Source organism: Tepidiforma flava, from assembly GCF_027594505.1.
In the GTDB taxonomy this organism is placed as follows: Bacteria; Chloroflexota; Dehalococcoidia; order Tepidiformales; family Tepidiformaceae; genus Tepidiforma; species Tepidiforma flava.
The window spans coordinates 2,208,040-2,227,970 of record NZ_CP115149.1 but is presented as its reverse complement, the minus strand read 5'-3'; the positions used below and the strand labels follow the sequence as shown (position 1 = coordinate 2,227,970).

The window sequence follows — 19,931 nt, the reverse complement described above, 5'->3', positions numbered from 1 at the left end:
GCCGGCGTTTTTCGTTTCGATGGGGGCAGCAGGTGCGCGGCCCGAAACGGCGGGCCGGGGTAGACTCTGGCTATGCGCCGCGTGTTCCTTCTCCTGGTGTTCGTGCTGCTGCCGGCCGCTGCGGCCGCTCCCTGGGCGGTCCCCGGGACCCGCGCCTCGGCCGAGAGCGGCCCCGTGAGCATGGTCATCGAGCCGCAGCTCGATGGCAGCCAGTTCGTCTATGTCGTCTTCCATACGCTCGACCGGGGCGGCTTTTGCCAGCCGCCGGCGGGCGCCGTGAGCCTCCACCCCGTCATCGATATGCCGGTCGATTTCATCATCGAAGCCGGCGAAGGGATCATCATCGAGACGAGCTCCGGCGGCCTGGCGCCGGGGCGGCAGGCGCTCGGCGTGCGGACGTTTTCGACGGCAGTCAACGCCGCATCCGGCAGCCCGGTGCGGAGCTTCCCGCCGCTCCGGGACGGCGTGACGGACGAATGCCAGGCGTGGGTGCGGATTTCCCAGAGCATCCCCGGGCCGCTGCGGGTGCTCGTGCTCGCCCCCGGCGACGGCGGCGGGCAGGTCGGCTGGGTGGCGGAAGCGGGCCGGGAAACGGCCGTCACCGTGCCGCTCCAGTTCCGCTGGACGCTGGTGACGTGGAGCGGCCCCTCGACGCCGGCGGCGCAAGCGCTGCAGGGCGTGCAGGGCGCGCAGGTGACGGCGGTCTACGGCTGGGACGCCGCCGCGCAGTCGTGGCTGGCGTACTTCCCGGCGGGCGCCGGCGTCCCCGGCGCGAACACGCTGGCGACGCTGGAGCCCGGGCAGGCGTACTGGGTGGCCATCGCCGGGCCGGCAGGCGGCTCCTGGCGGATGCCGGCCTCACCGTAGCCTTCTGACGGGCGTGGTACACTGCGGCGCCGCCAATCCGCGGCCAGGAGAGTGCCATGCCAGGGTGGGGTGTGATTCCCTCGCTGCGGTTCGCCGACCTCGAGGCGGCGGTCAGGTTCTACGTCGATGGGCTGGGGTTCGCGGTGCGCCGCGGCGAGCCGGCCGAAGGGAACGTCTCGGTCACGTTCGGCGATGCGCACCTGATGCTGGAAGCCGCCGCGGATTTCTACAGCGACGGCTACAACCGCGCCATCCGTGAGCGGCTGGGGACGGCCGGGCCGGCGGCGTACTACATCGAGGCGGAGGACCTGCGGGCGCTGTGGGAGCAGGTGCAGGCTGCGGGCGTCCGGGTGGTGGACCCGATCGCGCCGCGGCCCTGGGGGCAGGCCGAGTTCACGGTCGAAGACCCGGCGGGGAACTGGCTGACCTTCTGGCAGTCGCAGCAGGCGGGTTAGTCGAGCGCCYCAGGAAGCGAGAGCTGGGCGAAGGCGAACTCCGCCTCCTGGCGCGCGGCGCGCGCGACGGACCGCGCGAAGGCGCTGATGCGTTCGCGGTCGGCAAGGGCGGAGTCGCCGGAGCGCAGCAGCGTCCAGGCTTCGATGAGCACCCCGCGGAGGGCGGCTTCGACGGCGCGGCCGGCAGGCAGGAGGGAGGGGTCGAGCCCGCCGGGGCCGGGCTGGAGTTCGCGCGCGAGCGTATCGAGCCGGAACTCGACGGCAAGCGCGCAGTCGCGCACGGCGTCGCGAATGGCGCGGGGCTCGCGGGAGGATTCGAGCCGGCGGACCGCCCCCAGGAGCGACTCGACGATGCGCGGGGCGGAGCTTTCGATTGCGGCCATGGCAGCACCTCCGGGCGGGGGTGCCTCGATGCTAGCGAATCGCCGGGGGCGCCGGGGCATCGCAGGGCGCGCCCGGGGCAAAACGTAACGAAACTGGAACAGAAGCCTCGCGAGGAGCGAACGGGCCCGGCGCGCGCCGGGCCCGTCCGTCCTGTGGAGCCGGGTGCGCCGGGCTACTTCAGCAGGCCGCGCTCGGCGAGGAGGCGCTTCATCGTGGCGCCGATATCAGCCGGGGAATCGGAGACGACGGCGCCGGCGGCGCGGAGCGCGGCCTTCTTGTTCTCGGCTTTGCCGTCTTCGCCGGAGATGATGGCGCCGGCATGGCCCATGCGGCGGCCGGGCGGCGCGGTGGCGCCGGCGATGAAGGCGACCACCGGCTTCTTCACGTGCTCCTTGATGTAGGCCGCCGCTTCCTGCTCGGCCGAGCCGCCGATTTCGCCGACGAGGACAATGGCGTCGGTATCGGGGTCCTCGTTCAGCATGCGGACCGCTTCGACCTGCCGGGTGCCGATGATCGGGTCGCCGCCGACGCCGATGCAGGTGCTCTGGCCGATGCCCTCGGCGGTGAGCTGGGCGACGACTTCGTAGACGAGCGTGCCGGAGCGGCTGACGACGCCGACGCGGCCGGGCATGAAGACGTCGCCCGGCATGATGCCGACGCGGGTCTTCGTGCCGGGGGTGATGACGCCGGGGCAGTTCGGGCCGATGAGGATGCTGCCGGTGGACTGGAGCGCGGCTTTGACGCGGACCATATCGAGCACCGGGATGCCTTCGGTGATGCAGACGATGAGCGGGATTTTCGCGGCGGCTGCCTCGAGGATGGCGTCGGCGGCGCCGGGCGCGGGGACGAAGATGATGCTGACGTTGGCGCCGGTTTCGCGGACCGCCTGGTCGACGGTGGTGAAGATCGGCACGCCGTCCTGCTGTTCGCCGCCGCGCTTGGGATGGATGGCGGCGACGACGCTGGTGCCGTAGGCGATGGAGCGGCGCATGTGGTTCGCGCCTTCGGTGCCGATGCCCTGCACCAGGAGGCGGGTGTTCTGATCGACGAGCACAGCCATGTGGCGAATTCCCGGGTGACGCGATTTCCGATTTCCGCCCGGGCGCGGGGCCGCCCCGGCCGGGGTGGGTTCGGATGCCCGGGTGGGAAGGATACCGGCTCGGCCGGCTAGGAGCGATCGGCGGCCGGGCGCGCCCGCGCGGGGGCGGGCTCGAGCGGGCGCTGGGCTTCCATCAGGCGGAGGAGTTTCTTCCACTCGGGGCCGCCGAGCTGCCGGTACACCTGGGGGAATTTCGCCCGGAGCTCTTCGGCGTGGGCGCGGTAGCGCTCGGCGAGCATGCCCATGGCCATCAGCGTCGCCGGCTCGAGCCGGCGGCCGGAACTGGCAGCCAGCTCTTCGAGCATGTCGATCGCGACGTACGCATCCTGGTGAAGGCCGAGCAGGTCCTGGAGGGCCGTCACCCGGGCGCTGAATTCGAGCGCCGGTTTGCCGTAGATGCCGTTGCCGACGAACTCGAGCGCGTAGCGCAGCTTCTTCGCCTCGATGCGGAGGAGGTGGTAGGCCTCGGGCGGCGACGACTTCTTGATGCGGTCGCCGAGTTTGCGCACCTTCCGGTAGCGGCGCTCGACGAGGTCGGGCGCGACGGCGAGGACGGGCGTTCGGCCGGGCGCGAAGGAGCGGGGCGGGCCGGAGCGGAGGGCCGTCGCGAAGCGGGCGCAGAGCCGTTCGTAGCGGCGGGAATCGAGGACCTGCAGCATGCGGCGGCGCGCTGCCTCGCGGCGTTTGCGGAGCAGGCGTTCGATGCCGTCCAGGAGATGGGCGCGCTCGGCCGGGAATTCGGCCCGCCACTCGTCCATCCGTTCGAGCTGGACATCGAGGTCGCGGACTTCGCCGAGGGCGCGGGCCACCTGGCCGAATTCGTCGCGGAAGGCGAGCATGCGCGGGCTGAGGAAGGGGCGGAAGGTGGCCATCGCGGCGCGCAGCCGGCGGGTGGCGACGCGCATGTCGTGCAGGGCTTCGATGTCTTCGCCGAGGCGGGTGCCCGGCTCGTTCTGGAGGAAGACGCGGAACTGCTTGCGGAGCACGGCGTAGGCCACCTGCCCGGCAGTCATGGAGGGGTCGACGGTTTCGGGGCCGAAGGAGGGCGGCTCCGGGGGCCGCCGGCCGGTCGCGATGAGGGCGGCTTCGAACTTGGAGGTGCCCGCCGGGCCGAGGCTGCAGGCGGCGGCGAGGGCCTCGACGAACGGCCGCGCGCGGTCCAGCGCGGCGGCATCGACTTCGACTTCGACGCGGGCGAGGCGAACGGGTTCGTCGCCGGCGACGGGGATGGCGGTATCGTCGAGGGCGATTTCGCCGAGGGCGCCGGCGGCATCGGCGAGGCGAAAGCGCTGGCGGGTGGTGAGGAGGCGGAAGAGGGGCTCGAGCGGCTGGCGGCCGCAGAGTGCGCGGAGGGCGGCGCCGGCCTCGCCGGGTGCGGCGCGCGGGTCGGCCTCCGGGCCCGGCAGCGGGGCCGTGATCTCGCGGCGGCTGCGGATGCCCTCCTGCGGCTCGGCCATGGATTTCAGCGTCAGCTCGGCGCCGTCGGCCTTCGCCCGGACGCGGCAGGTGTAGCCGGCGCGGTGGATGCGCCAGTCGGGCGTATCGAGGTAGGTGTCATCGAGCGACTGGGCCGCGAGCGGCTCGACGGTGTAGCCGTCCGGCGCGCTGGACTGGAGCCAGCGGCCGACGGGCCGCGTATCGAGGGCGGCGAACTGCCATTCGACTTCGAGGGCCGGGGAGGTCACCGGCTCATCATACCTGTGCGGGGGCCGAGGCGCGTGCAGCGGCCGCTCAGGCGCGGCGGATGGTGAGGCCGCCGTCGACCGGGAGGGCGACCCCGGTGACGAACGAGGCGGCGGGCATCGCCAGCGAGAGCGTCAGGTGGGCCACTTCCTCGGGGAGGCCGTAGCGGCGGAGGGCGGTCCGCTGGCGGGCGTACTTCTCTTTCGCCTCCTCGGGGATCGCCTCCGTCATGCCGGTGCGGATCGGGCCGGGGCAGATGCAGTTGACGGTGATGCCCTCCCGGCCGAATTCGAGCGCGAGGGAGCGGGTCAGGCCGACGACGCCGTGCTTGGCGGCGGTGTAGGCGCTGTGGCCGGGGGTGGCGCCGAGGCCTTCCGTCGAGGCGATGTTGATGATGCGCGGGCTTTCGGACTTGCGGAGGTAAGGGAGGGCGGCGCGGATGGTGTAGGTGAGCGCGGTGAGGTCGACGGCGAGCGTGCGCGCCCACGTCTCGTCGTAGTTCTCCGCTTCGAGGGGGAGCGCGGCCGAGATGCCGGCGTTGTTCACGAGGATGTCGAGACCGCCGAACTCCGCCGCGACCTCCTCGATGAGGCGGTTGACGGCGGCGCGGTCGGCGACGTCGCAGGCCCATGCGCGGGCCGTGCCGCCGGCGGCGCGGATTTCGGACGCGACGGCTTCGACGGGGCCGGCGTTGACGTCGACGGCGGCGACCTTCGCGCCTTCGTCGGCGAAGAGGATGGCGGTGGCGCGGCCCATCCCGCTGCCCGCGCCGGTGACGAGCGCGACTTTGCCGGCGACGGAGCGGCTGAGCTGGCTGAGACGGGGCATCGGGGGACTCCTCTCGAGGGCGGCAGGTGTGGCGAGAGGTCTACCGCGCCGGGCCGGGCGATGCAAGCCGCGGTTGCGCGGCCGGGCGGGCGCCAGCATGCTACCGGCACAGAACTCGCCCCTGCAGGAGACGTTTCCCCCATGGTGATGGCACTCGACGGCATCAAGGTGCTCGACCTCTCCCGGCTGGCGCCGGGCCCCCACTGCTCGATGCTGCTGGCCGATTTCGGCGCGGACGTGACGCTGGTGGAAGCCGTGCCCGGCGCTTCCGCGAAGCTCGGCTCGACCGGCCTCAGGCGGAGCGAAGCCGCCGAGCGCGCCGCCGCCTACAACGCGCTCGGCCGCGGCAAGAAGTCCATCGCGCTGAACCTGAAGGAGGAGGAGGCGCGGAAGATCTTCTACCGGATGGTCGAGGGCGCGGACGTCGTCATCGAAGGGTTCCGGCCGGGCGTGGTGAAGCGGCTCGGCGTCGACTACGACACGCTCTCGCAAATCAACCCGCGCATCATCTGCTGTTCGATTTCGGGCTTCGGCCAGACCGGGCCTTACGCGAACCTCGTGGGCCACGACATCAACTACATCGCCGTCGGCGGCGCGCTGGGGGTGACGGGACGGCCGGGGCAGCCGCCGGCGATCCCGGTGAACCTGCTGGCGGATTTTGCCGGGGGCGGGCTCACGGCCGCCTTCGCTATCTGCCTCGCCATCATCGCCCGGGAGAAAACGGGCCGCGGCCAGAACATCGACGTCGGCATGAGCGACGGCGTGCTCTCGCTGATGACGAGCGCCTTCAGCCAGTACTTCTCGACCGGTCAGCCGATCCGCCCCGGGGAGTATCTCCTGAACGGCGCGGCGCCGTTCTACAACACGTACAAATGCAGCGACGGCCGGTGGTTCTCCATCGGGAGCATCGAGCCGCACTTCTGGGCGAACCTCTGCAAGGTGCTCGGCACCGAAGACCTGCTCCCGCACCAGTTCGACCAGGCGCGGTGGCCGGAGATGATCGAGCGGTTCGCCGGGATTTTCGCGACGAAGACGGCGGATGAGTGGATGGCCATCATGTCGCAGGACGACATCTGCGCGGCGCCGGTGCTCGAAATGGAGAACGTGGTGACGAACGAGCACAACCTGGCGCGCGGCATGGTGATCGAGCTCGATTCACCGGTGGGCAAGGTGAAGCAGATCGGGGTGGCGCCGAAGCTGAGCGAGACGCCGGGCCAGCCGCGCTCGACTGCGCCGCTCATCGGGCAGCACACCGACGAGATCCTCAGCGGGCTCGGGTACACAGCCGAGCAGATCGCAGACCTGCGCAGCCGCGGCGTCGTGGGCTGACGGTTCCGCGCGGCCCCGGAAACGACCGGAGGGGGTGCGCCRGGCGGCGCACCCCCTCGACGTTGTCGACGAGCCGGGGCGCTAGCAGCAGCGGGAGTCGGCGGCGGCCGGCTTCCGCGCGGTGACGGCGGCGGAGGCGAGGCCGCGCCCGCCGGGGTACTCGGAGGCGGCGGACTGGACATCCACGAAGCCGGCGGCGCGGATGTGGTCCAGGTATTCCGATTCGAGCAGGGCGCCGGCGATGCAGCCGGCCCACTTTTCCATGTCGCCGCGGACGTCGTCCGGGACGGGGCGCGTCCAGACGATATCGGAGACCTGGAGGCGGCCGCCCGGCTTCAGCACGCGGAACGCTTCGCGGAAGACCYGGGGCTTATCGGGCGAGAGGTTGATGACGCAGTTCGAGATGATGACGTCGACCGAAGCATCGGCGACGGGCAGGTGCTCGATTTCGCCGAGGCGGAACTCGACATTCGGGGCGCCGACCTTCTCGGCGTTCTTCCGGGCGAGGCGGATCATCTCCGGGGTCATGTCGACGCCGATGACGCGGCCGGAGGGGCCGACCATCTTCGCGGCGAGGAAGCAGTCGATGCCGCCGCCGGAGCCGAGGTCGAGCACGACCTGCCCGGGCTCGAGGGCGGCGATGGCGGTCGGGTTGCCGCAGCCGAAGGCGACGTCGGTCACCGTTGCGGGCAGGTCGGCGATGTCGGCGTCGCGGTAGAGCTCCGCGATTCGGGTGATGACGACCTCGTCGGCGGCCGGTTCGCTGCCGCAGCAGGAGTCGGCGGCGGGAGCGGCGGGCTCGCAGCAGCTCGCGCTCGCGGCCAGGGGAAGGAGCTCGACCGTCTCGGCGCGTTCGAGCACGGGCCGGACCCGGCTGGCGTAGGCGCGGGCGACTTCGTCGCGGATGGCGTCGGGCGTCGGTTCAGGCATCGGAGGCCTCCTCGGCGTGATGGCGTCATCGTAATTTTTCGATGGCTGCGCTGTCAACGAGCTGTTCGGACCGCAGGAAACGGGCGGCGAAGTCTCCGAGCCGCCGCCAGTCGTCGAGCTGGCGCTCGAGCGGGCGGCGGATGGCGGCGCGCGGGGAGGGATGGTAGAGCGGGATGAGCCAGCGGCCGCCCCAGGGCGCGGGCCGGCCGGCGTCGCGGGCGAGGACGAGGCGGTGGGGTTCGACGGCGGCCAGCGCGGCGAGCGCCACGGCCCCGAGGGCGATGACCGCTTCCGGCCGGGTCAGTTCGAGGACTGCCCTGAGGTAGCGGCCGCAGGCGCGGACCTCGGCAGGCTGCGGGCGGCGGTTCCGGCCGCGCTCATCGAGCGGCAGGCAGAGCACGGCGTTGGTCACGGCGGCGTCGGCGCGCGAGAGGCGGGCTTCGGCGAGCAGCCGTTCGAAGCGGGTCCCGGCGGCGTCGCCGCGGAACGGCACCCCGGTGCGGGCCGCGCCGAGCCGCCCCGGCGCTTCGCCGACGAACAGGAGCGGCCGGGGCCCGGACGGGAGGTCGAGCACGGCGGAACCGGGAACCATCCGCGGGCAGGCGCGGCAGGCGGCGGCGGAGCGCCGGAGGTCAGCGGCGGTGTGGCACCGTCCCTCGGGGCCGGCGTAGGATGCGCGCATCTCGACGGAGGGTACAGGAGTGGAGCCACGCATCGTCGCAACCGGGCTGGAGTTCCCGGAGGGGCCGGTTGCGCTGTCGAACGGCGACGTCATCGTGACGGAGATTGCGGCGGGTCGGCTGAGCCGCGTCAAGCCCGACGGGACGGTCGAGGTGCTGGCCGTCACGGGCGGGGGGCCGAACGGGGCAGCGCTCGGGCCGGACGGCGCGCTGTACGTGACGCAGAACGGCGGCTTCCAGTGGCACCGCCGGCCGCTGCCGGACGGCACGACGGGGCTCTTCCCCGGCGAACAGCCGGAGGATTACACCGGGGGCGCCATCCAGCGCGTCACCCTCGCGGGCGAGGTGAGCACGCTCTACACCGAATGCAACGGCATCCCGCTCAAGGGGCCGAACGACCTCGTCTTCGACCGCGAGGGAAACTTCTACTTCACCGACCTTGGCAAGAACCGGCCGCGCGAGAAGGACCGCACCGGCGTCTACTACGCCTCGCCGGATGGGAAGTTCATCCGCGAGATCATCTTCCCGATGGAGGGGCCGAACGGCATCGGCCTGAGCCCGGACGAGAAGACGCTCTACGTGGCGGAGACGCCCACCGGCCGGGTGTGGGCGTACGACATCCAGGCGCCGGGGCAGGTCGCGAACGGCCGGGTGATCGGCACCGTGCCGGGCGCGCCGCCATTCGGCTATTCGTTCTGCGACTCGATGTGCGTCGACGCCGAGGGCAACGTCATCGTCGCCACCATCCTGAACGGCGGGCTGACGATGTTCTCTCCCGACGGTTCGAAGGTGCAGCACTTCCCGTGCCCGGACCTGCTGACGACGAACGCCTGCTTCGCGCCAAACATGACGTCGCTTTATGTGACGCTGAGCGGGACCGGCCGGCTCGGGGTGTTCGACCAGTGGCCGACGAAGGGGCTGAAGCTGAACTTCGCGGCCTGATGGGAGCCGGTTCGCGAATTTTTCGCTGAGGCTACGTAACAGCCTCGCCGGGGGATGGCAGGTCGGGGAGAATGAGGATTCCCGCTGGAGGTGCCCATGCCCGCCGTCACCCTGCTTTCCCACACCCCCGACCCCATCCGCTCCCTCTACATGGCGTACCGCGTCTGCTACTCCAGCCTGACCCCGCAGCAAGTCGCCGAGCGCATCGAATCCGAGCGCATCACCCGGGAAGCCATGGAGGCCTTTGTCGCCGAGCGGCTGAAGACAGGCCACACCTCGCCGCTGGAACAGGTGGTCTTCGAATTCGCCATCTCCGGCGTCAGCCGCGCCTTCAGTCACCAGTTCGTCAGGCACCGGGTCGGAATCAGCTTCGAGCAGCAGTCGCAGCGCTACGTCACTTACCGGGACGGCACCTATCCCTACGTCACCCCCGAGAGCATCCGCAAGGCAGGGCTCGAAGCGGACTACGAGCGGCACCTTGCCGAAGCGGGGGCCCTCTACGCCCGCATGGTGGAGGCAGGGGTTCCCGCCGAAGACGCACGCTTCCTCCTGCCGAACGCTGCAGCCACCAATTTCAAAGTGACCGTCAATCTCCAGTCGCTGCTTCACATTTGCGACCTTCGCCTGTGCACCCGCGCACAGTGGGAATTCCGGAAAGTCGCAGCCCTCATGCGTGCCGAGGTGCTCAAGGTAGAGCCGATGCTTGGGCGGATGCTTCAGCCCAAGTGCGGCGAGCTGCGCCTTGGCTACTGCGACGAAGAGCGGAAAGCGTGGGAAGCGTGCCCCATCGGCAGGGTGCGCCCGCACAAAGACGTCCTGTTCGCCATCTACGACCAGTACCGCAAGGGAGAGCTGCAGCCCCTGCAGCCCGACCACTACGCCATCATCGAGGAGGCCGGGGAGGAGCTGGAGGCCTCGGGCGAGCCCGCACCCGGGGCCGGCGTCCCGGCCAGCTGACGGGGGATGGTGCGGGGGCGGCTGTTCGGGCGGTGGGGACCGCTGGTGCTCGGGCTGCTGGGGCTGGTCTCGGCCGGCGCGGGGGTCGCGCTCGGCCGGGAGGGGCTGGCGGTGATCGGGGCGGCAGCCGCTGCAGGGGCGGCCCTCGCCGCGCTCCCCCTGCGCCGGGACGGCGATGACGGGCCCCCCGGCCCGGCCTGAGGACGCCACCGCTCCGCCACGACGTTGTCACGACACCGGCCGGGCGGCGGGCCGCCGCGGTGCTCCACGCGGGAGCCGCGGCCGCCGAACCTGAATACGGGAGCACGCTCCCCGGGGGTTTCGCGTGGCAGCACTGGTGGCAGTGCCCGACCTCGGGCGGGAGATGGTCGGCGGGCTGGTTGCCGAGTGGTATCGGCCGGACGGCGCCGAAGTCGAGCCGGGCGAAGCAATCTGCCGGCTGGAGTGCGACTACATCGCCGTCGACATCGAAGCGGAGCGGGGCGGCATCCTTCGCCACCGGAAGCCGGCGGGCAGCATCGAGCGGAAAGGCGCGGTGCTCGGCGTCATCGTCGCGCGGGGCGAACCGCTCCCGGCGGAGGAGGAGCTGCGGGCGGCCGAACCGCCGCCCGGGGCCGCGCCTGTCGCTGACGACCGGCATGAAGGCGAGGCCGCGATCGCGCCGGCCGGCGAGGCGCGGCAGGAGCCGGTCGAAGCGCTGCCGGAGCCCGGCGGACCGGCTCCTGCGCCGGCGCCCGAGGGCACGGTCGTGCCCTTCCCGCGGCGCGCCGAGGCGGCAGAGCGGGCCGAGCCGCTGCCGGAGCCGGGAGGCGCCATCCCGGGCCTGCCGCTCTGGGAGGACGAGGAGCAGCGCGCGGCCGCCGATGCCGAGGCGGCCCCGGCCCAGGAGCCCCCGCCGGGGGACGAGCAGCCTGCCCGGTTCGCGCGCATCGCGCGGGAGGCCGCTGCGCAGGCCGAGGTGCTGAGCGCCCACGTCTGCGTCTCGTGGACCCGCGCCGCGGAGGCTGCCGAGGCGCTGGCGGACGAGTGGCACCCGTTCGGGCCGCGGCCGCGCATCGAAGACCTCGCGCTGCGGGCCATCGCGCGGGCGCTGGCCGAGGCGGGGGTCGAGCCGGGCCCCGCGGGCATGGTCATCGTCGAGCCGGAATCCGACCGCTCCTTCGCGGTGGAGGCACCGCTCGATGAGGAGTTCCGGCGGATGGTGCGAGCGCGCATCGAGGGGCAGGCGCCGTTCGAGCGGGCGGACTGGGTCGTGGTGTCGCTGCTGCCGCTGGGGGTGGAGCGGCTCGAGCCGCGGCTGGCGGGCGGGCGGCTGGCGTTCGGGCTCGGCGCTGGCCGCGACGGCAGCGGGACGATCACGATGCGCTACGACAGCACGATGTTCGGGGAAGGAGACGCCGGCCGTGTCCTTGCTCGGGTACGCTCACTGGTGGAAAACCCGTACCGGCTCTGGGGGTGACTGCGCGATGACGACGGGACCGGCCGACACCGGGCGCTCGGTGGCCGTCTACCACCTGGGGACGACGAGCTACGGCGAAGTGCACCGGCTGCAGCAGCGGCTCCAGGCGGCGCGCCGGGCCGGCTCTGGCGTCGATACGCTGCTGCTGACGGAGCACCGGCCAGTCTTCACCCTCGGGCGAAGCCACCCGTCGCCGAACCTGCGCGTGCCGGAGGAGACGGTCCGGCAGTACGGCATCGACATCGTGCCGACCGAGCGGGGCGGCGACATCACCTACCACGGCCCGGGGCAGCTCGTCGCCTACGGCATCATCGCGCTGAAGGGCTGGGGCCTGGGCGTGACGGAGTACGTCGCGGGGCTCGAGGAGACGGTCATCGGGGTGCTGGCCGACTGGGGCCTTCGCGGCGAACGCTCGGAGCGTGGCCGGGGCGTCTGGGTCGAGGGCCGGAAGATCGCCTCGCTGGGGCTGAACGTGCGCGGCTGGGTGACGATGCACGGGGTCGCGCTGAACGTGGACCCGGACCTCAGCCACTTCGAGCTCATCAACCCGTGCGGGATGAGCGATGTCGAGGTGACCACCATGGCGGCGGAGGTCGGCCGGCAGGTGGCGATGGACGAGGTCGTCGAGGCGTTCGTCTTCCACTTCGGGCGGGTATTCGAGTGCCGGGCGAAGCTGCAGCCAATCCCGGGCCGGGAGAAGGCGCGGCCCGCGCGCTGAGAGCCGCGGCGTAAGACAGGGCAAGCGCCAGTGTCTTCCCCCTGCGCAGGGGGGTTCCCCGATTCTCCGCCGGCGGAGGGGAACCCGGGCGGCGCCCCGTGCGTTCTTATGTGCAGGAGGTCGGCCATGGAACGGACGCTGAACGCGCTGGCGCTCTTCGCGACGCTGTACGCGGCGGTCGTACTGATGCGGTTTGCGGGCTGAGCCGGTCAGCCTGCGTAGGAGGCCACCGCTTCGTCGCTGAATTCCGCGTTGGAGTAGACGCGCTGGACGTCCTCGAGGTCTTCGAGGGCTTCGATGAGGCGGAGCACCTGGTGGGCGGTCTTCTCATCGACTTCGATGGTGGCCTTAGGAATCATCGCGAAGTCCGCGTTTTCGACCTGGAGGCCGGCGGTTTCGAGGTTTTTGCGGACGGCTTCGAGGTTTGCCGGGTCGGTGCGGACTTCGATGACGTCGCCCTGCACGTCGACGTCCTCCGCGCCGGCGTCGATGGCCTGCAGCGCGACCTCTTCGGGGTCGCGCCCTTCGAGGGGGATGGTGATGATGCCGCGCGGTTCGAACTGCCACGCGACGGAGCCGGTTTCGCCGAGGTTGCCGCCGGCGCGGCTGAACTGGTGGCGGACTTCGGAGACGGTGCGGTTGCGGTTGTCAGTGAGGGCGGAGACGAGGATGGCGATGCCGCCGGGGCCGTAGCCCTCGTAGGTGATTTCGTCGAGCTGGTCTTCCTGGGCGCCGCCGGTGGCTTTTGCGATGGCGCGCTCGATGTTGTCGTTCGGCATGTTGGCGGCGCGGGCGCGCTGGATGGCGAGGCGCAGCTTGAAGTTGCCGGCCGGGTCGCCGCCGCCCTGCTTCGCGGCCTGCATGATTTCGCGGGTGAGTTTGGTGAAGAGGGCGCCCCGCTTCTGGTCGTTGGCGCCCTTCTGGCGCTTGATCTGCGCCCACTTCGAATGGCCTGCCATCGGTCGTGCTCCGGTGGTGGGGTGACGTGGTGTGCCTCCGAGTGTACCGAGGGCGGCGCGTTGGGGTGAAATCCCGGCGGCGGGGCGCAGGTCAGATGGCGCGGATGCCGTCGACCGCGAACGACGCCGCGGCAACGACGGCGAACGCGGCGGAGAATCGCCCCAGCGCGTCGAACAGCTCGCGCGGGCGGCGGGGCGAGGCGCAGAGGGCGATGCCGGCAGCGGCCGAAGCCAGGCCGGCAGCAACAGCCGGGGCGGCCGATTCGCGGACGCTGACGACGATGACCGCGGCGAGCCCCGCCGGCGCGATGAGGAGCGGCAGGGCGAGCGGGACCAGCCCTTCGAGCGCCGAACGCCAGGCGGGCCGGTAGGCCGGCGCGCCGAAGACGAGGATGGCGGCCCCGGAAGCGGCGAGGATGACGCCGGCGGCAACGAGAAAGGATTCGGGCTCGACCGACAGCGCGTCGAGGATGCTGCCGGCGAACGCCCCGGCAAGCGCATAGGCTGCCCCGGCGGCCGCGCCCGCGGCGAGCATCACGGGGAGCGGCGGCCGGGGCGCGCCGGAGAGGCTGGCGGCGGCGGCGAAGGGGTTGACGGCGGCGGCGATGGCGAACACGGCGAGCCAGGCGTTCACGGCTGCTCCTTTCCGGAGAGGATGAGCGAGGCGAGGAGGAGCGCGGAGAGGGCGTGCTGCTGGTCGTCCATGCGGGTGACGCCGCCGGAGAACCAGGCGCCGGCGGCGCGTCCCGGGTTCGGCGCTGCTGCGGCTTCGGCGGGGGAGACCTGGCGGTCGGCGAGCATGCCGGCGACGCAGGCGAGGCGCTCTTCGATGGCGGGGCGGAGGTGCGCCAGGCGCGGCTCGGCGAGCGCGGCCCGGTGGAGGCCGGCGAGCCCTTCGCCCCATGTCGCGAGACCTGCGGCGCGCGCCTGGCGGCCCCGGAGGAGGCGGGAGAGTTCCGAACCGGTGCGGGCCGATTCGGCCCGGGTGAGCAGGCCGAAGCGGGCGGCGAGCGATTCGAGGTAGCGCACCTCGCTCTCCGCGAGCGGGCCCCAGGTGGCCATCTCGCCGAACCCGTAGGCGGCCCACTGGTCGGCCCACGGCGGGAAGGCGAGCCCTTCGACGCGGTCGCGGTCCTCGGCGAGGTAGCGGGCCGTGCGGCGGGCGGCACCGTCCCAGCCTTCACCGGGGAAGAACCGGTGCAGGAGCGCGAGCGCCCAGAACGCCTCGCCGGTGGCGTACTTCGAACGCTCTGCCGGGTCGGGGCGGAGCGCGGCGGTGTCCCAGCGGTTGAGGAAGGCGCCATCAGGCAGCTGGAGGACGAGCATGCCGCGCCCGAGTTCGCGCATGAGGCTGTCGTAGGCCGGCTCGCCGGTGGCGATGCGGCGGTGGAGCAGCCCCGCCAGCATGAGGGCGGTGGCGCCGAGCCGGACGCTGCCGTCCGCCGGGTCCTGGAGCGCCGCCCAATCGTCATGGCGGTAGAGGTTCCGCTCCATCCAGCGGAGGCCGCTGTCAGCCGCCGGGAGGTAGGCGGTTTCGCCGGCGGCGGCGAGCTGGTAGAGCGACATCGTGACGCCCGCATGGCGGACGACGTTGTAGCCGGGCAGGTCGACATCCTCCTCGATGTCGTATTCGTAGACGTAGGAGCCGTCCGGGTACTGGTTGGCATCGATCCAGGCGGCGGCGAGGCGCGCAGATTCGAGCGCGGCGGCAGGCGCAACGGCCGGGCAGTGCTGCGGAGCGGCGAGGGTGGCGCGGAGGACGACGAGGCCGACAGCCCAGGCGGAAAGGGTGGCGAGGAGGGGCCGCTTCATCGCGGGCGGAGCATACCCGCTCGGGCGGGCGCGAACATCATCGCCCGGCAGCCGCGGCGGCTTCGGCGGCGCGGCAGAGACGGTCCATGACGGGAAAGAGCCCGGCGCCGCGGGGAGAGAGCGTGTAGATCGACACGGGCGGGTAGGTGTGCTCGACCGTGCGGTCAACGAGGCCAGCCGCCTGGAGGTCCTTGAGCGCGAGCGCGAGGGCGCGCGGGGTGATGCCCGGGAGTTCATCCTCGATGCGGGAGTAGCGGTTCGCGCCGCGGCCGACGGCGGTGAGGACGAGCATCGGCCATTTCTTGAGGGCGAGGGGGACGAGGTCCATCGCGCGGACCGCATCCACGGCCTCGACGCAGGCGGAGCCGACGGCTTCGCCGGCCGGGGTGAGGGAGCAGACAGCCCCGCGCGGGGCGGGGGACCGGACGATGACGCCTGCGCGTTCGAGCCTCCGGAGGGTGTCGGCGAGGGTATCGCGGGCGGCGTCGAAGGCGCGCTGGAGGTCGGCGGCGCGCTGGGGGCCGTCGCGGAAGAGCCGCGCGACGGTCGGGACCGACCAGCGGTAGTGGAACATGTTGATGGCGGGAACGAGCGAGCTCACGATCACCCTGCGGGGAGGCTGTCGCCGGTGGTTTTCTACACCTGCTATACTCTACCTGCAAGGAGCCGCCGGGTGCAGGGTCGGGTGCTTGCCAATGCGGCGGAGCGGATTCATACTTAGACCTTGATCCGCTGCGGCGGATCGTTTTTGTGTTGGAATCCGCTGGGGTTCCCGGGAGGTATCGCCCGGGTGGCGCAACGGCAGCGCATCCGATTTGTAATCGGACGGTTAGGGGTTCGAATCCCCTCTCGGGCTCCAACACGACAACCCGGCCGCGCAAGCGGGCGGGACGGCACGGAGAGATGGCCGAGTGGTTAATGGCAGCAGACTGTAAATCTGCCGCGCTTCGCGCTTCGTAGGTTCGAATCCTACTCTCTCCACCACCCAGACCAAACCCGGCGGCGCTGCCGCCGCAACCGGCCCTCATAGCTCAGCAGGCAGAGCGCGTTCTTGGTAAGAACGAGGTCTCCGGTTCGAACCCGGATGAGGGCTCCAGTGTGGATTCCCGGCGGCGGGGCCGCCGTTCCAAACCAGGCCCGGAGGGCAGAAGGAACCCATGGCGAAGGCGAAGTTTGAGAGGACGAAACCGCACGTCAACGTTGGGACGATTGGGCATGTGGACCACGGGAAGACGTCGTTGACGGCGGCGATTACGAAGGTGCTGGCGCTGAAGGGCGAAGCGGAATACCGGCCGTTCGATTCGATCGACAACGCGCCGGAGGAGCGGGCGCGCGGCATCACGATTGCGATTGCGCACGTGGAGTACGAGACCGACAAGCGCCACTACGCGCACGTGGACTGCCCGGGGCATGCGGACTACATCAAGAACATGATCACGGGGGCGGCCCAGATGGACGGGGCGATCCTCGTGGTGGCCGCGCCGGAAGGGCCGATGCCGCAGACGCGGGAGCACGTGCTCCTGGCGCGGCAGGTGGAAGTGCCGGCGCTGGTGGTCTTCCTGAACAAGGTGGACATGATGGAGGACCCGGAGCTGCTCGAGCTGGTGGAGCTGGAGCTGCGCGAGCTGCTGAGCTCGCAGGGCTTCCCGGGCGATGAAGTGCCGATCATCCGCGGCTCGGCGCTCAAGGCGCTGGAGTCGACGTCGACCGACCCGAACGCGCCCGAGTACAAGTGCATCTGGGAGCTGATGGACGCGGTCGACAACTACATCCCGACGCCGGTGCGGCCGCTGGACAAGCCGTTCCTGATGCCAATCGAAGACGTGTTCGGCATCAAGGGGCGCGGCACGGTGGTGACGGGCCGGATCGAGCGCGGCGTCGTCAAGGTCGGCGATGAAGTCGAAATCGTCGGCCTGCGGGAGACGCGGAAGACGACCGTCACGGGCGTCGAGATGTTCAAGAAGCTGCTGGAGGAGGGCCAGGCGGGCGACAACGTCGGCTGCCTCCTGCGCGGCATCGAGCGGGATGACGTGGAGCGCGGGCAGGTGCTCGCCAAGCCGGGCAGCATCAAGCCGCACACGAAGTTCGAAGCCCAGGTTTACGTCCTCTCCAAGGAGGAAGGCGGCCGGCACACGCCGTTCTTCAACGGCTACCGGCCCCAGTTCTACGTCCGCACCACCGACGTCACCGGCGCCATCCAGCTGCCCGAGGGCGTCGAGATGGTCATGCCCGGCGACAACATCACCATGACCGTCGAACTCATCCAGCCCGTCGCCATCGAAGACGGCCTCCGCTTCGCYATCCGCGAAGGCGGCCGCACCGTCGGCGCCGGCGTCGTCACCAAAATCCTCGCCTGAGGTTTGCCTGCCCGGGCAGGAGGGAGAGAGCCATGGCCAGCAAGAAGGGGGACCGGATCATCATCCACCTCCAGAGCACGGAGGGGCCGGTGTACCGGTACACCACCCAGAAGAACCGCCGGAATGATTCCGGCCGGCTCGAGCTGAAGAAGTACCACCCGGGGCTGCGGAAGCACGTCCTCTTCCGGGAGACGCGGTAACGCCGATGGCACGTACACAACGCCGGCGCGCGGCGACTGCTGCGCCGGAGGGTTCCCAGCCGGCCGACGGGGTCCGCGCGCCCCGGGCTTCGCTGCCGCGTCCTTCGGCCCCTGCGGGGCCGATCGMGCGCCCGGAGGCCCCGAAGCGGAACCCGTTCGGGTTCCTGAAGCGGCTCCAGCCGCGGTTCGTCGCTGACGTGATCGCGGAGCTGCGGAAGGTGACGTGGCCCTCCTTCCAGGAGACGCGCTACCTCACCATCGTGGTCGCCATCGTGGCCGTGCTGATGGGCCTCTTCCTCGGCGCGGTCGACCTCGTCTTCGGCTGGACGATCGAGAGGCTGTTCTTCTAACGATGACTGACGAACCGAAGGCGATTACGGCGCTTTCCGATATCGGGCCCGACCAGAAGCCGAAGCGCGCGCCGCGGCGCCGCAAGGACGAGGACGCGCTCGAGCAGGAGCAGCTGACCGACGAGGAGATCAACGACCCGACCCGGCGCTGGTACTTCGTCCACACCTACAGCGGCCACGAGAACAAGGTCCGCAACGCGATCAAGGCCACCGTGGCGAAGGTGGACGCCAGCGACAAGATCTTCCACGTCATCGTCCCGACCGAGGACGAGATCGAAATCCGCGACGGCCAGCGCCGGACGGTGAAGCGGAAGCTCTACCCCGGCTACGTCCTGGTCCAGACGATCCCGCTCGACGCGATGAAGGACGCCGATGCGAAGGCGAGCGCGCGGGAAGCGGGAACGGACGAGCAGGAAGCGAAGAAGCGGCAGGAGGCGCTCGCGGTCTGGCAGCTCATCCGCAACACCACCGGGGTGACGGGCTTCGTCAGCTCGGGCACCGCGCCGGTTCCGCTTTCGAAGGAGGAGGTGAACCACATCCTCCGCGCGATGCGGATGGAGCAGCCGCGCGTCCGCGTCGCGTTCCAGCCGGGCCAGTCGGTGCGCATCGTCGATGGGCCGTTCGAGGACTTCGTCGGCACGGTGGACGAGATCAACACCGAAAAGGGCCGCGTCAAGGTCATCGTCAACATGTTCGGGCGCGAGACGCCCGTCGAGCTCGACTTCCTGCAGGTGGAGCGGGTCTGACGAGCGCGGGCTTGCTCTTCAGCCCAGGGCCCACCGTCCGATTGCAGCGCGCGAACGAAGCGCCCCGGCCGAACTGGCCGGGGCGCTTCGCGCTGTGATCAGTGTGATCGAAGAGCCGCGGTCGCCGTCAGAAGCCGGCGCGGCCGCCCCGGCCGCGGAGGCGCGGGTCGAGCACGTCGCGCAGGGCATCGCCTGCGAGGTTGAAGCCGAGGACGACGAAGGTGAGCGCCATGCCGACGATGAAGGCCATCCACGGGTTGGAGGGGCCGTTGCGGCGGCCTTCTTCGATCATCTTGCCCCAGGAGGGAACCGTCGGGTCGCCGAGCCCGAGGAAGGCGAGCGTCGCTTCGACGAGGATGTAGATGCCGATCGAGCTGGTGAACGTGACGATGATCGGCGCGGTGATGTTGGGGAAGATGTGGCGCATCATGATGCGGAGGTCGCTTGCGCCGAGTGTGCGCGCAGCGAGCACGTAGACTTCTTCGCGCACGGCAAGCACGGCGCTGCGGACGACCCGCGACGAACTCGCCGTGCCTAAGATGCCGAGGGCGATGGTGTTCACCGTCAGGGTGGGGTTGGCGACCACCTGGCCGAACAGCAGCAGCAGGACGAGCGGCGGGAAGGCCTGGAGCGTGTCGACGATCCGCTGGACGAAGAAGTCGACGAACCCGCCGAAGTAGGCGCTGGCGAGGCCGACGATGACGCCGCTGACCGTCGCGATGAGGGCGGCACCGAGGCCGACATAGAGGGCGGTGCGGGAGCCGTGGATGATGCGGGAGTAGAGATCGCGGCCGAGGCCGTCGGTGCCGAGCCAGTGGGCCGAGCTGGGACCGCCGAAACGGATCGGCAGGTCGTTCTTCTCCAGCTTCTCCGGCGGGTACTGGAGCCGGATGGTCGGGTCGGTGAGCGCTTTCTCGGCAAGCTCCGGGTCGTAGGCCGGGTTCGGCGCTTTGAAAATCTCTTCCGGGTCGTAGCGGTCGATGACGTCGGCGAAGATGGCGGCGAACACGCAGAGCCCGATGATGATGACGCCGAATCCGCCGAGCGGCTTGTAGCGGAAGAAGCGGCCGGTGTGGACCATCGCCCGGACGAGGACCGGGCGGTCGCTGAGGCTCCGCGGCACACCGAAGGTGCCGGGCCGTTCCATCACTGCCTGTTCCTGGGCCATGGCAGCTT

23 protein-coding genes and 3 tRNA genes are annotated in these 19,931 nt (G+C 71.1%); 15 read left to right on the top strand and 11 right to left on the bottom strand.

What is annotated here, in order from left to right:
- The first annotated feature begins 72 nt into the window (after window positions 1-72).
- Window positions 73-867 (top strand): hypothetical protein, encoded by a 795-nt coding sequence (locus tag O0235_RS12315; RefSeq protein ID WP_270056077.1) that lies wholly within the window; start codon window positions 73-75, stop codon window positions 865-867.
- A 56-nt stretch (window positions 868-923) separates the two neighbouring features.
- Window positions 924-1,322 carry a VOC family protein gene (locus O0235_RS12310; protein WP_270056076.1) on the top strand — a complete coding sequence of 133 codons (399 nt, stop codon included), beginning with the start codon at window positions 924-926 and terminating at the stop codon, window positions 1,320-1,322.
- On the opposite strand, the gene O0235_RS12305 is transcribed toward O0235_RS12310, so the two are convergent.
- The 4 genes from O0235_RS12305 to O0235_RS12290 form a co-directional block, all read right to left on the bottom strand.
- On the bottom strand, window positions 1,319-1,705 hold the full coding sequence (locus O0235_RS12305) for a hypothetical protein (protein ID WP_270056075.1): 387 nt from the start codon (window positions 1,703-1,705) through the stop codon (window positions 1,319-1,321). The two genes, O0235_RS12310 and O0235_RS12305, sit on opposite strands and share 4 nt — an antisense overlap.
- Before the next feature lie 173 nt (window positions 1,706-1,878).
- A complete protein-coding gene (gene sucD / locus O0235_RS12300; protein WP_270056074.1) occupies window positions 1,879-2,766 on the bottom strand; it encodes a succinate--CoA ligase subunit alpha in 888 nt (295 codons plus the stop codon).
- 107 nt (window positions 2,767-2,873) lie between these two features.
- The gene (locus O0235_RS12295) at window positions 2,874-4,490 is read right to left on the bottom strand and encodes a CYTH and CHAD domain-containing protein (RefSeq protein ID WP_270056073.1); all 1,617 of its coding nucleotides are present in this window, start codon (window positions 4,488-4,490) and stop codon (window positions 2,874-2,876) included.
- A gap of 46 nt (window positions 4,491-4,536) precedes the next feature.
- On the bottom strand, window positions 4,537-5,316 hold the full coding sequence (locus O0235_RS12290) for an SDR family NAD(P)-dependent oxidoreductase (protein ID WP_270056072.1): 780 nt from the start codon (window positions 5,314-5,316) through the stop codon (window positions 4,537-4,539).
- A 141-nt stretch (window positions 5,317-5,457) separates the two neighbouring features.
- Here O0235_RS12290 and O0235_RS12285 point away from each other — a divergent pair, with 141 nt between their 5' ends.
- Window positions 5,458-6,645 (top strand): CaiB/BaiF CoA transferase family protein, encoded by a 1,188-nt coding sequence (locus O0235_RS12285; protein WP_270056071.1) that lies wholly within the window; start codon window positions 5,458-5,460, stop codon window positions 6,643-6,645.
- A gap of 81 nt (window positions 6,646-6,726) precedes the next feature.
- Here the strand turns inward: O0235_RS12285 and arsM are convergent, their stop codons facing one another.
- Together arsM and O0235_RS12275 are read right to left on the bottom strand one after the other, a co-directional pair.
- Window positions 6,727-7,575: an arsenite methyltransferase gene (arsM, locus tag O0235_RS12280; RefSeq protein ID WP_270056070.1), complete on the bottom strand. Its 849-nt coding sequence runs from the start codon at window positions 7,573-7,575 to the stop codon at window positions 6,727-6,729.
- Window positions 7,576-7,600: 25 nt separating this feature from the next.
- Complete coding sequence (locus O0235_RS12275; protein WP_270056069.1) at window positions 7,601-8,257, bottom strand: uracil-DNA glycosylase family protein; 657 nt, start codon at window positions 8,255-8,257, stop codon at window positions 7,601-7,603.
- Window positions 8,258-8,276: 19 nt separating this feature from the next.
- Between O0235_RS12275 and O0235_RS12270 the strand changes: the two genes are divergently transcribed.
- From O0235_RS12270 to lipB, 5 genes are all read left to right on the top strand, one after another.
- Window positions 8,277-9,197 (top strand): SMP-30/gluconolactonase/LRE family protein, encoded by a 921-nt coding sequence (locus tag O0235_RS12270; RefSeq protein WP_270056068.1) that lies wholly within the window; start codon window positions 8,277-8,279, stop codon window positions 9,195-9,197.
- A 96-nt stretch (window positions 9,198-9,293) separates the two neighbouring features.
- Complete coding sequence (gene thyX / locus O0235_RS12265) at window positions 9,294-10,154, top strand: FAD-dependent thymidylate synthase (RefSeq protein WP_270056067.1); 861 nt, start codon at window positions 9,294-9,296, stop codon at window positions 10,152-10,154.
- Window positions 10,155-10,160: 6 nt separating this feature from the next.
- Complete coding sequence (locus O0235_RS12260) at window positions 10,161-10,355, top strand: hypothetical protein (RefSeq protein WP_270056066.1); 195 nt, start codon at window positions 10,161-10,163, stop codon at window positions 10,353-10,355.
- 124 nt (window positions 10,356-10,479) lie between these two features.
- A complete protein-coding gene (locus tag O0235_RS12255) occupies window positions 10,480-11,613 on the top strand; it encodes a lipoyl domain-containing protein (RefSeq protein WP_270056065.1) in 1,134 nt (377 codons plus the stop codon).
- 7 nt (window positions 11,614-11,620) lie between these two features.
- Window positions 11,621-12,331 (top strand): lipoyl(octanoyl) transferase LipB, encoded by a 711-nt coding sequence (gene lipB / locus O0235_RS12250; RefSeq protein WP_270056064.1) that lies wholly within the window; start codon window positions 11,621-11,623, stop codon window positions 12,329-12,331.
- 209 nt (window positions 12,332-12,540) lie between these two features.
- On the opposite strand, the gene O0235_RS12245 is transcribed toward lipB, so the two are convergent.
- The 4 genes from O0235_RS12245 to O0235_RS12230 form a co-directional block, all read right to left on the bottom strand.
- Window positions 12,541-13,290, bottom strand: a complete 750-nt coding sequence (locus tag O0235_RS12245; protein ID WP_270056063.1) for a YebC/PmpR family DNA-binding transcriptional regulator — start codon at window positions 13,288-13,290, stop codon at window positions 12,541-12,543.
- A gap of 91 nt (window positions 13,291-13,381) precedes the next feature.
- A complete protein-coding gene (locus O0235_RS12240) occupies window positions 13,382-13,924 on the bottom strand; it encodes a hypothetical protein (RefSeq protein ID WP_270056062.1) in 543 nt (180 codons plus the stop codon).
- The gene (locus tag O0235_RS12235; protein WP_270056061.1) at window positions 13,921-15,102 is read right to left on the bottom strand and encodes a hypothetical protein; all 1,182 of its coding nucleotides are present in this window, start codon (window positions 15,100-15,102) and stop codon (window positions 13,921-13,923) included. Before O0235_RS12235 ends, O0235_RS12240 begins: the two co-directional genes overlap by 4 nt.
- 37 nt (window positions 15,103-15,139) lie before the next feature.
- Window positions 15,140-15,703, bottom strand: coding sequence for a winged helix-turn-helix transcriptional regulator (locus O0235_RS12230; protein WP_270056060.1), 564 nt, complete (start codon window positions 15,701-15,703; stop codon window positions 15,140-15,142).
- Between the two features lie 183 nt (window positions 15,704-15,886).
- On the opposite strand from O0235_RS12230, the gene O0235_RS12225 reads away from it, so the two are divergent.
- From O0235_RS12225 to nusG, 7 genes are all read left to right on the top strand, one after another.
- Window positions 15,887-15,961 (top strand) — tRNA-Thr (locus O0235_RS12225).
- Between the two features lie 38 nt (window positions 15,962-15,999).
- A tRNA-Tyr gene (locus O0235_RS12220) sits at window positions 16,000-16,086 on the top strand.
- A gap of 36 nt (window positions 16,087-16,122) precedes the next feature.
- A tRNA-Thr gene (locus O0235_RS12215) sits at window positions 16,123-16,198 on the top strand.
- Window positions 16,199-16,259: 61 nt separating this feature from the next.
- Window positions 16,260-17,459 carry an elongation factor Tu gene (gene tuf / locus O0235_RS12210; RefSeq protein WP_270056059.1) on the top strand — a complete coding sequence of 400 codons (1,200 nt, stop codon included), beginning with the start codon at window positions 16,260-16,262 and terminating at the stop codon, window positions 17,457-17,459.
- A 32-nt stretch (window positions 17,460-17,491) separates the two neighbouring features.
- A complete protein-coding gene (rpmG, locus tag O0235_RS12205) occupies window positions 17,492-17,659 on the top strand; it encodes a 50S ribosomal protein L33 (protein WP_270056058.1) in 168 nt (55 codons plus the stop codon).
- Window positions 17,660-17,664: 5 nt separating this feature from the next.
- On the top strand, window positions 17,665-18,009 hold the full coding sequence (gene secE / locus O0235_RS12200) for a preprotein translocase subunit SecE (RefSeq protein ID WP_270056057.1): 345 nt from the start codon (window positions 17,665-17,667) through the stop codon (window positions 18,007-18,009).
- A gap of 2 nt (window positions 18,010-18,011) precedes the next feature.
- Window positions 18,012-18,755: a transcription termination/antitermination protein NusG gene (nusG, locus tag O0235_RS12195; RefSeq protein WP_270056056.1), complete on the top strand. Its 744-nt coding sequence runs from the start codon at window positions 18,012-18,014 to the stop codon at window positions 18,753-18,755.
- A 127-nt stretch (window positions 18,756-18,882) separates the two neighbouring features.
- Here nusG and O0235_RS12190 read toward each other — a convergent pair whose 3' ends face one another.
- Complete coding sequence (locus O0235_RS12190) at window positions 18,883-19,923, bottom strand: ABC transporter permease (protein ID WP_270056055.1); 1,041 nt, start codon at window positions 19,921-19,923, stop codon at window positions 18,883-18,885.
- Window positions 19,924-19,931 lie beyond the last annotated feature (8 nt).

Bases quoted from the DNA above. Each gene is read 5' to 3' on its own strand.
- O0235_RS12275 (WP_270056069.1), bottom strand. From the start codon at position 8,257: ATGCGCGCATCCTACGCCGGCCCCGAGGGACGGTGCCACACCGCCGCT.
- thyX (WP_270056067.1), top strand. From the start codon at position 9,294: ATGCCCGCCGTCACCCTGCTTTCCCACACCCCCGACCCCATCCGCTCC.
- O0235_RS12285 (WP_270056071.1), top strand. From the start codon at position 5,458: ATGGTGATGGCACTCGACGGCATCAAGGTGCTCGACCTCTCCCGGCTG.
- O0235_RS12260 (WP_270056066.1), top strand. From the start codon at position 10,161: ATGGTGCGGGGGCGGCTGTTCGGGCGGTGGGGACCGCTGGTGCTCGGG.
- O0235_RS12245 (WP_270056063.1), bottom strand. From the start codon at position 13,290: ATGGCAGGCCATTCGAAGTGGGCGCAGATCAAGCGCCAGAAGGGCGCC.
- sucD (WP_270056074.1), bottom strand. From the start codon at position 2,766: ATGGCTGTGCTCGTCGATCAGAACACCCGCCTCCTGGTGCAGGGCATC.
- O0235_RS12315 (WP_270056077.1), top strand. From the start codon at position 73: ATGCGCCGCGTGTTCCTTCTCCTGGTGTTCGTGCTGCTGCCGGCCGCT.
- O0235_RS12290 (WP_270056072.1), bottom strand. From the start codon at position 5,316: ATGCCCCGTCTCAGCCAGCTCAGCCGCTCCGTCGCCGGCAAAGTCGCG.
- rpmG (WP_270056058.1), top strand. From the start codon at position 17,492: ATGGCCAGCAAGAAGGGGGACCGGATCATCATCCACCTCCAGAGCACG.
- O0235_RS12235 (WP_270056061.1), bottom strand. From the start codon at position 15,102: ATGAAGCGGCCCCTCCTCGCCACCCTTTCCGCCTGGGCTGTCGGCCTC.
- lipB (WP_270056064.1), top strand. From the start codon at position 11,621: ATGACGACGGGACCGGCCGACACCGGGCGCTCGGTGGCCGTCTACCAC.
- O0235_RS12190 (WP_270056055.1), bottom strand. From the start codon at position 19,923: ATGGCCCAGGAACAGGCAGTGATGGAACGGCCCGGCACCTTCGGTGTG.
- O0235_RS12310 (WP_270056076.1), top strand. From the start codon at position 924: ATGCCAGGGTGGGGTGTGATTCCCTCGCTGCGGTTCGCCGACCTCGAG.
- nusG (WP_270056056.1), top strand. From the start codon at position 18,012: ATGACTGACGAACCGAAGGCGATTACGGCGCTTTCCGATATCGGGCCC.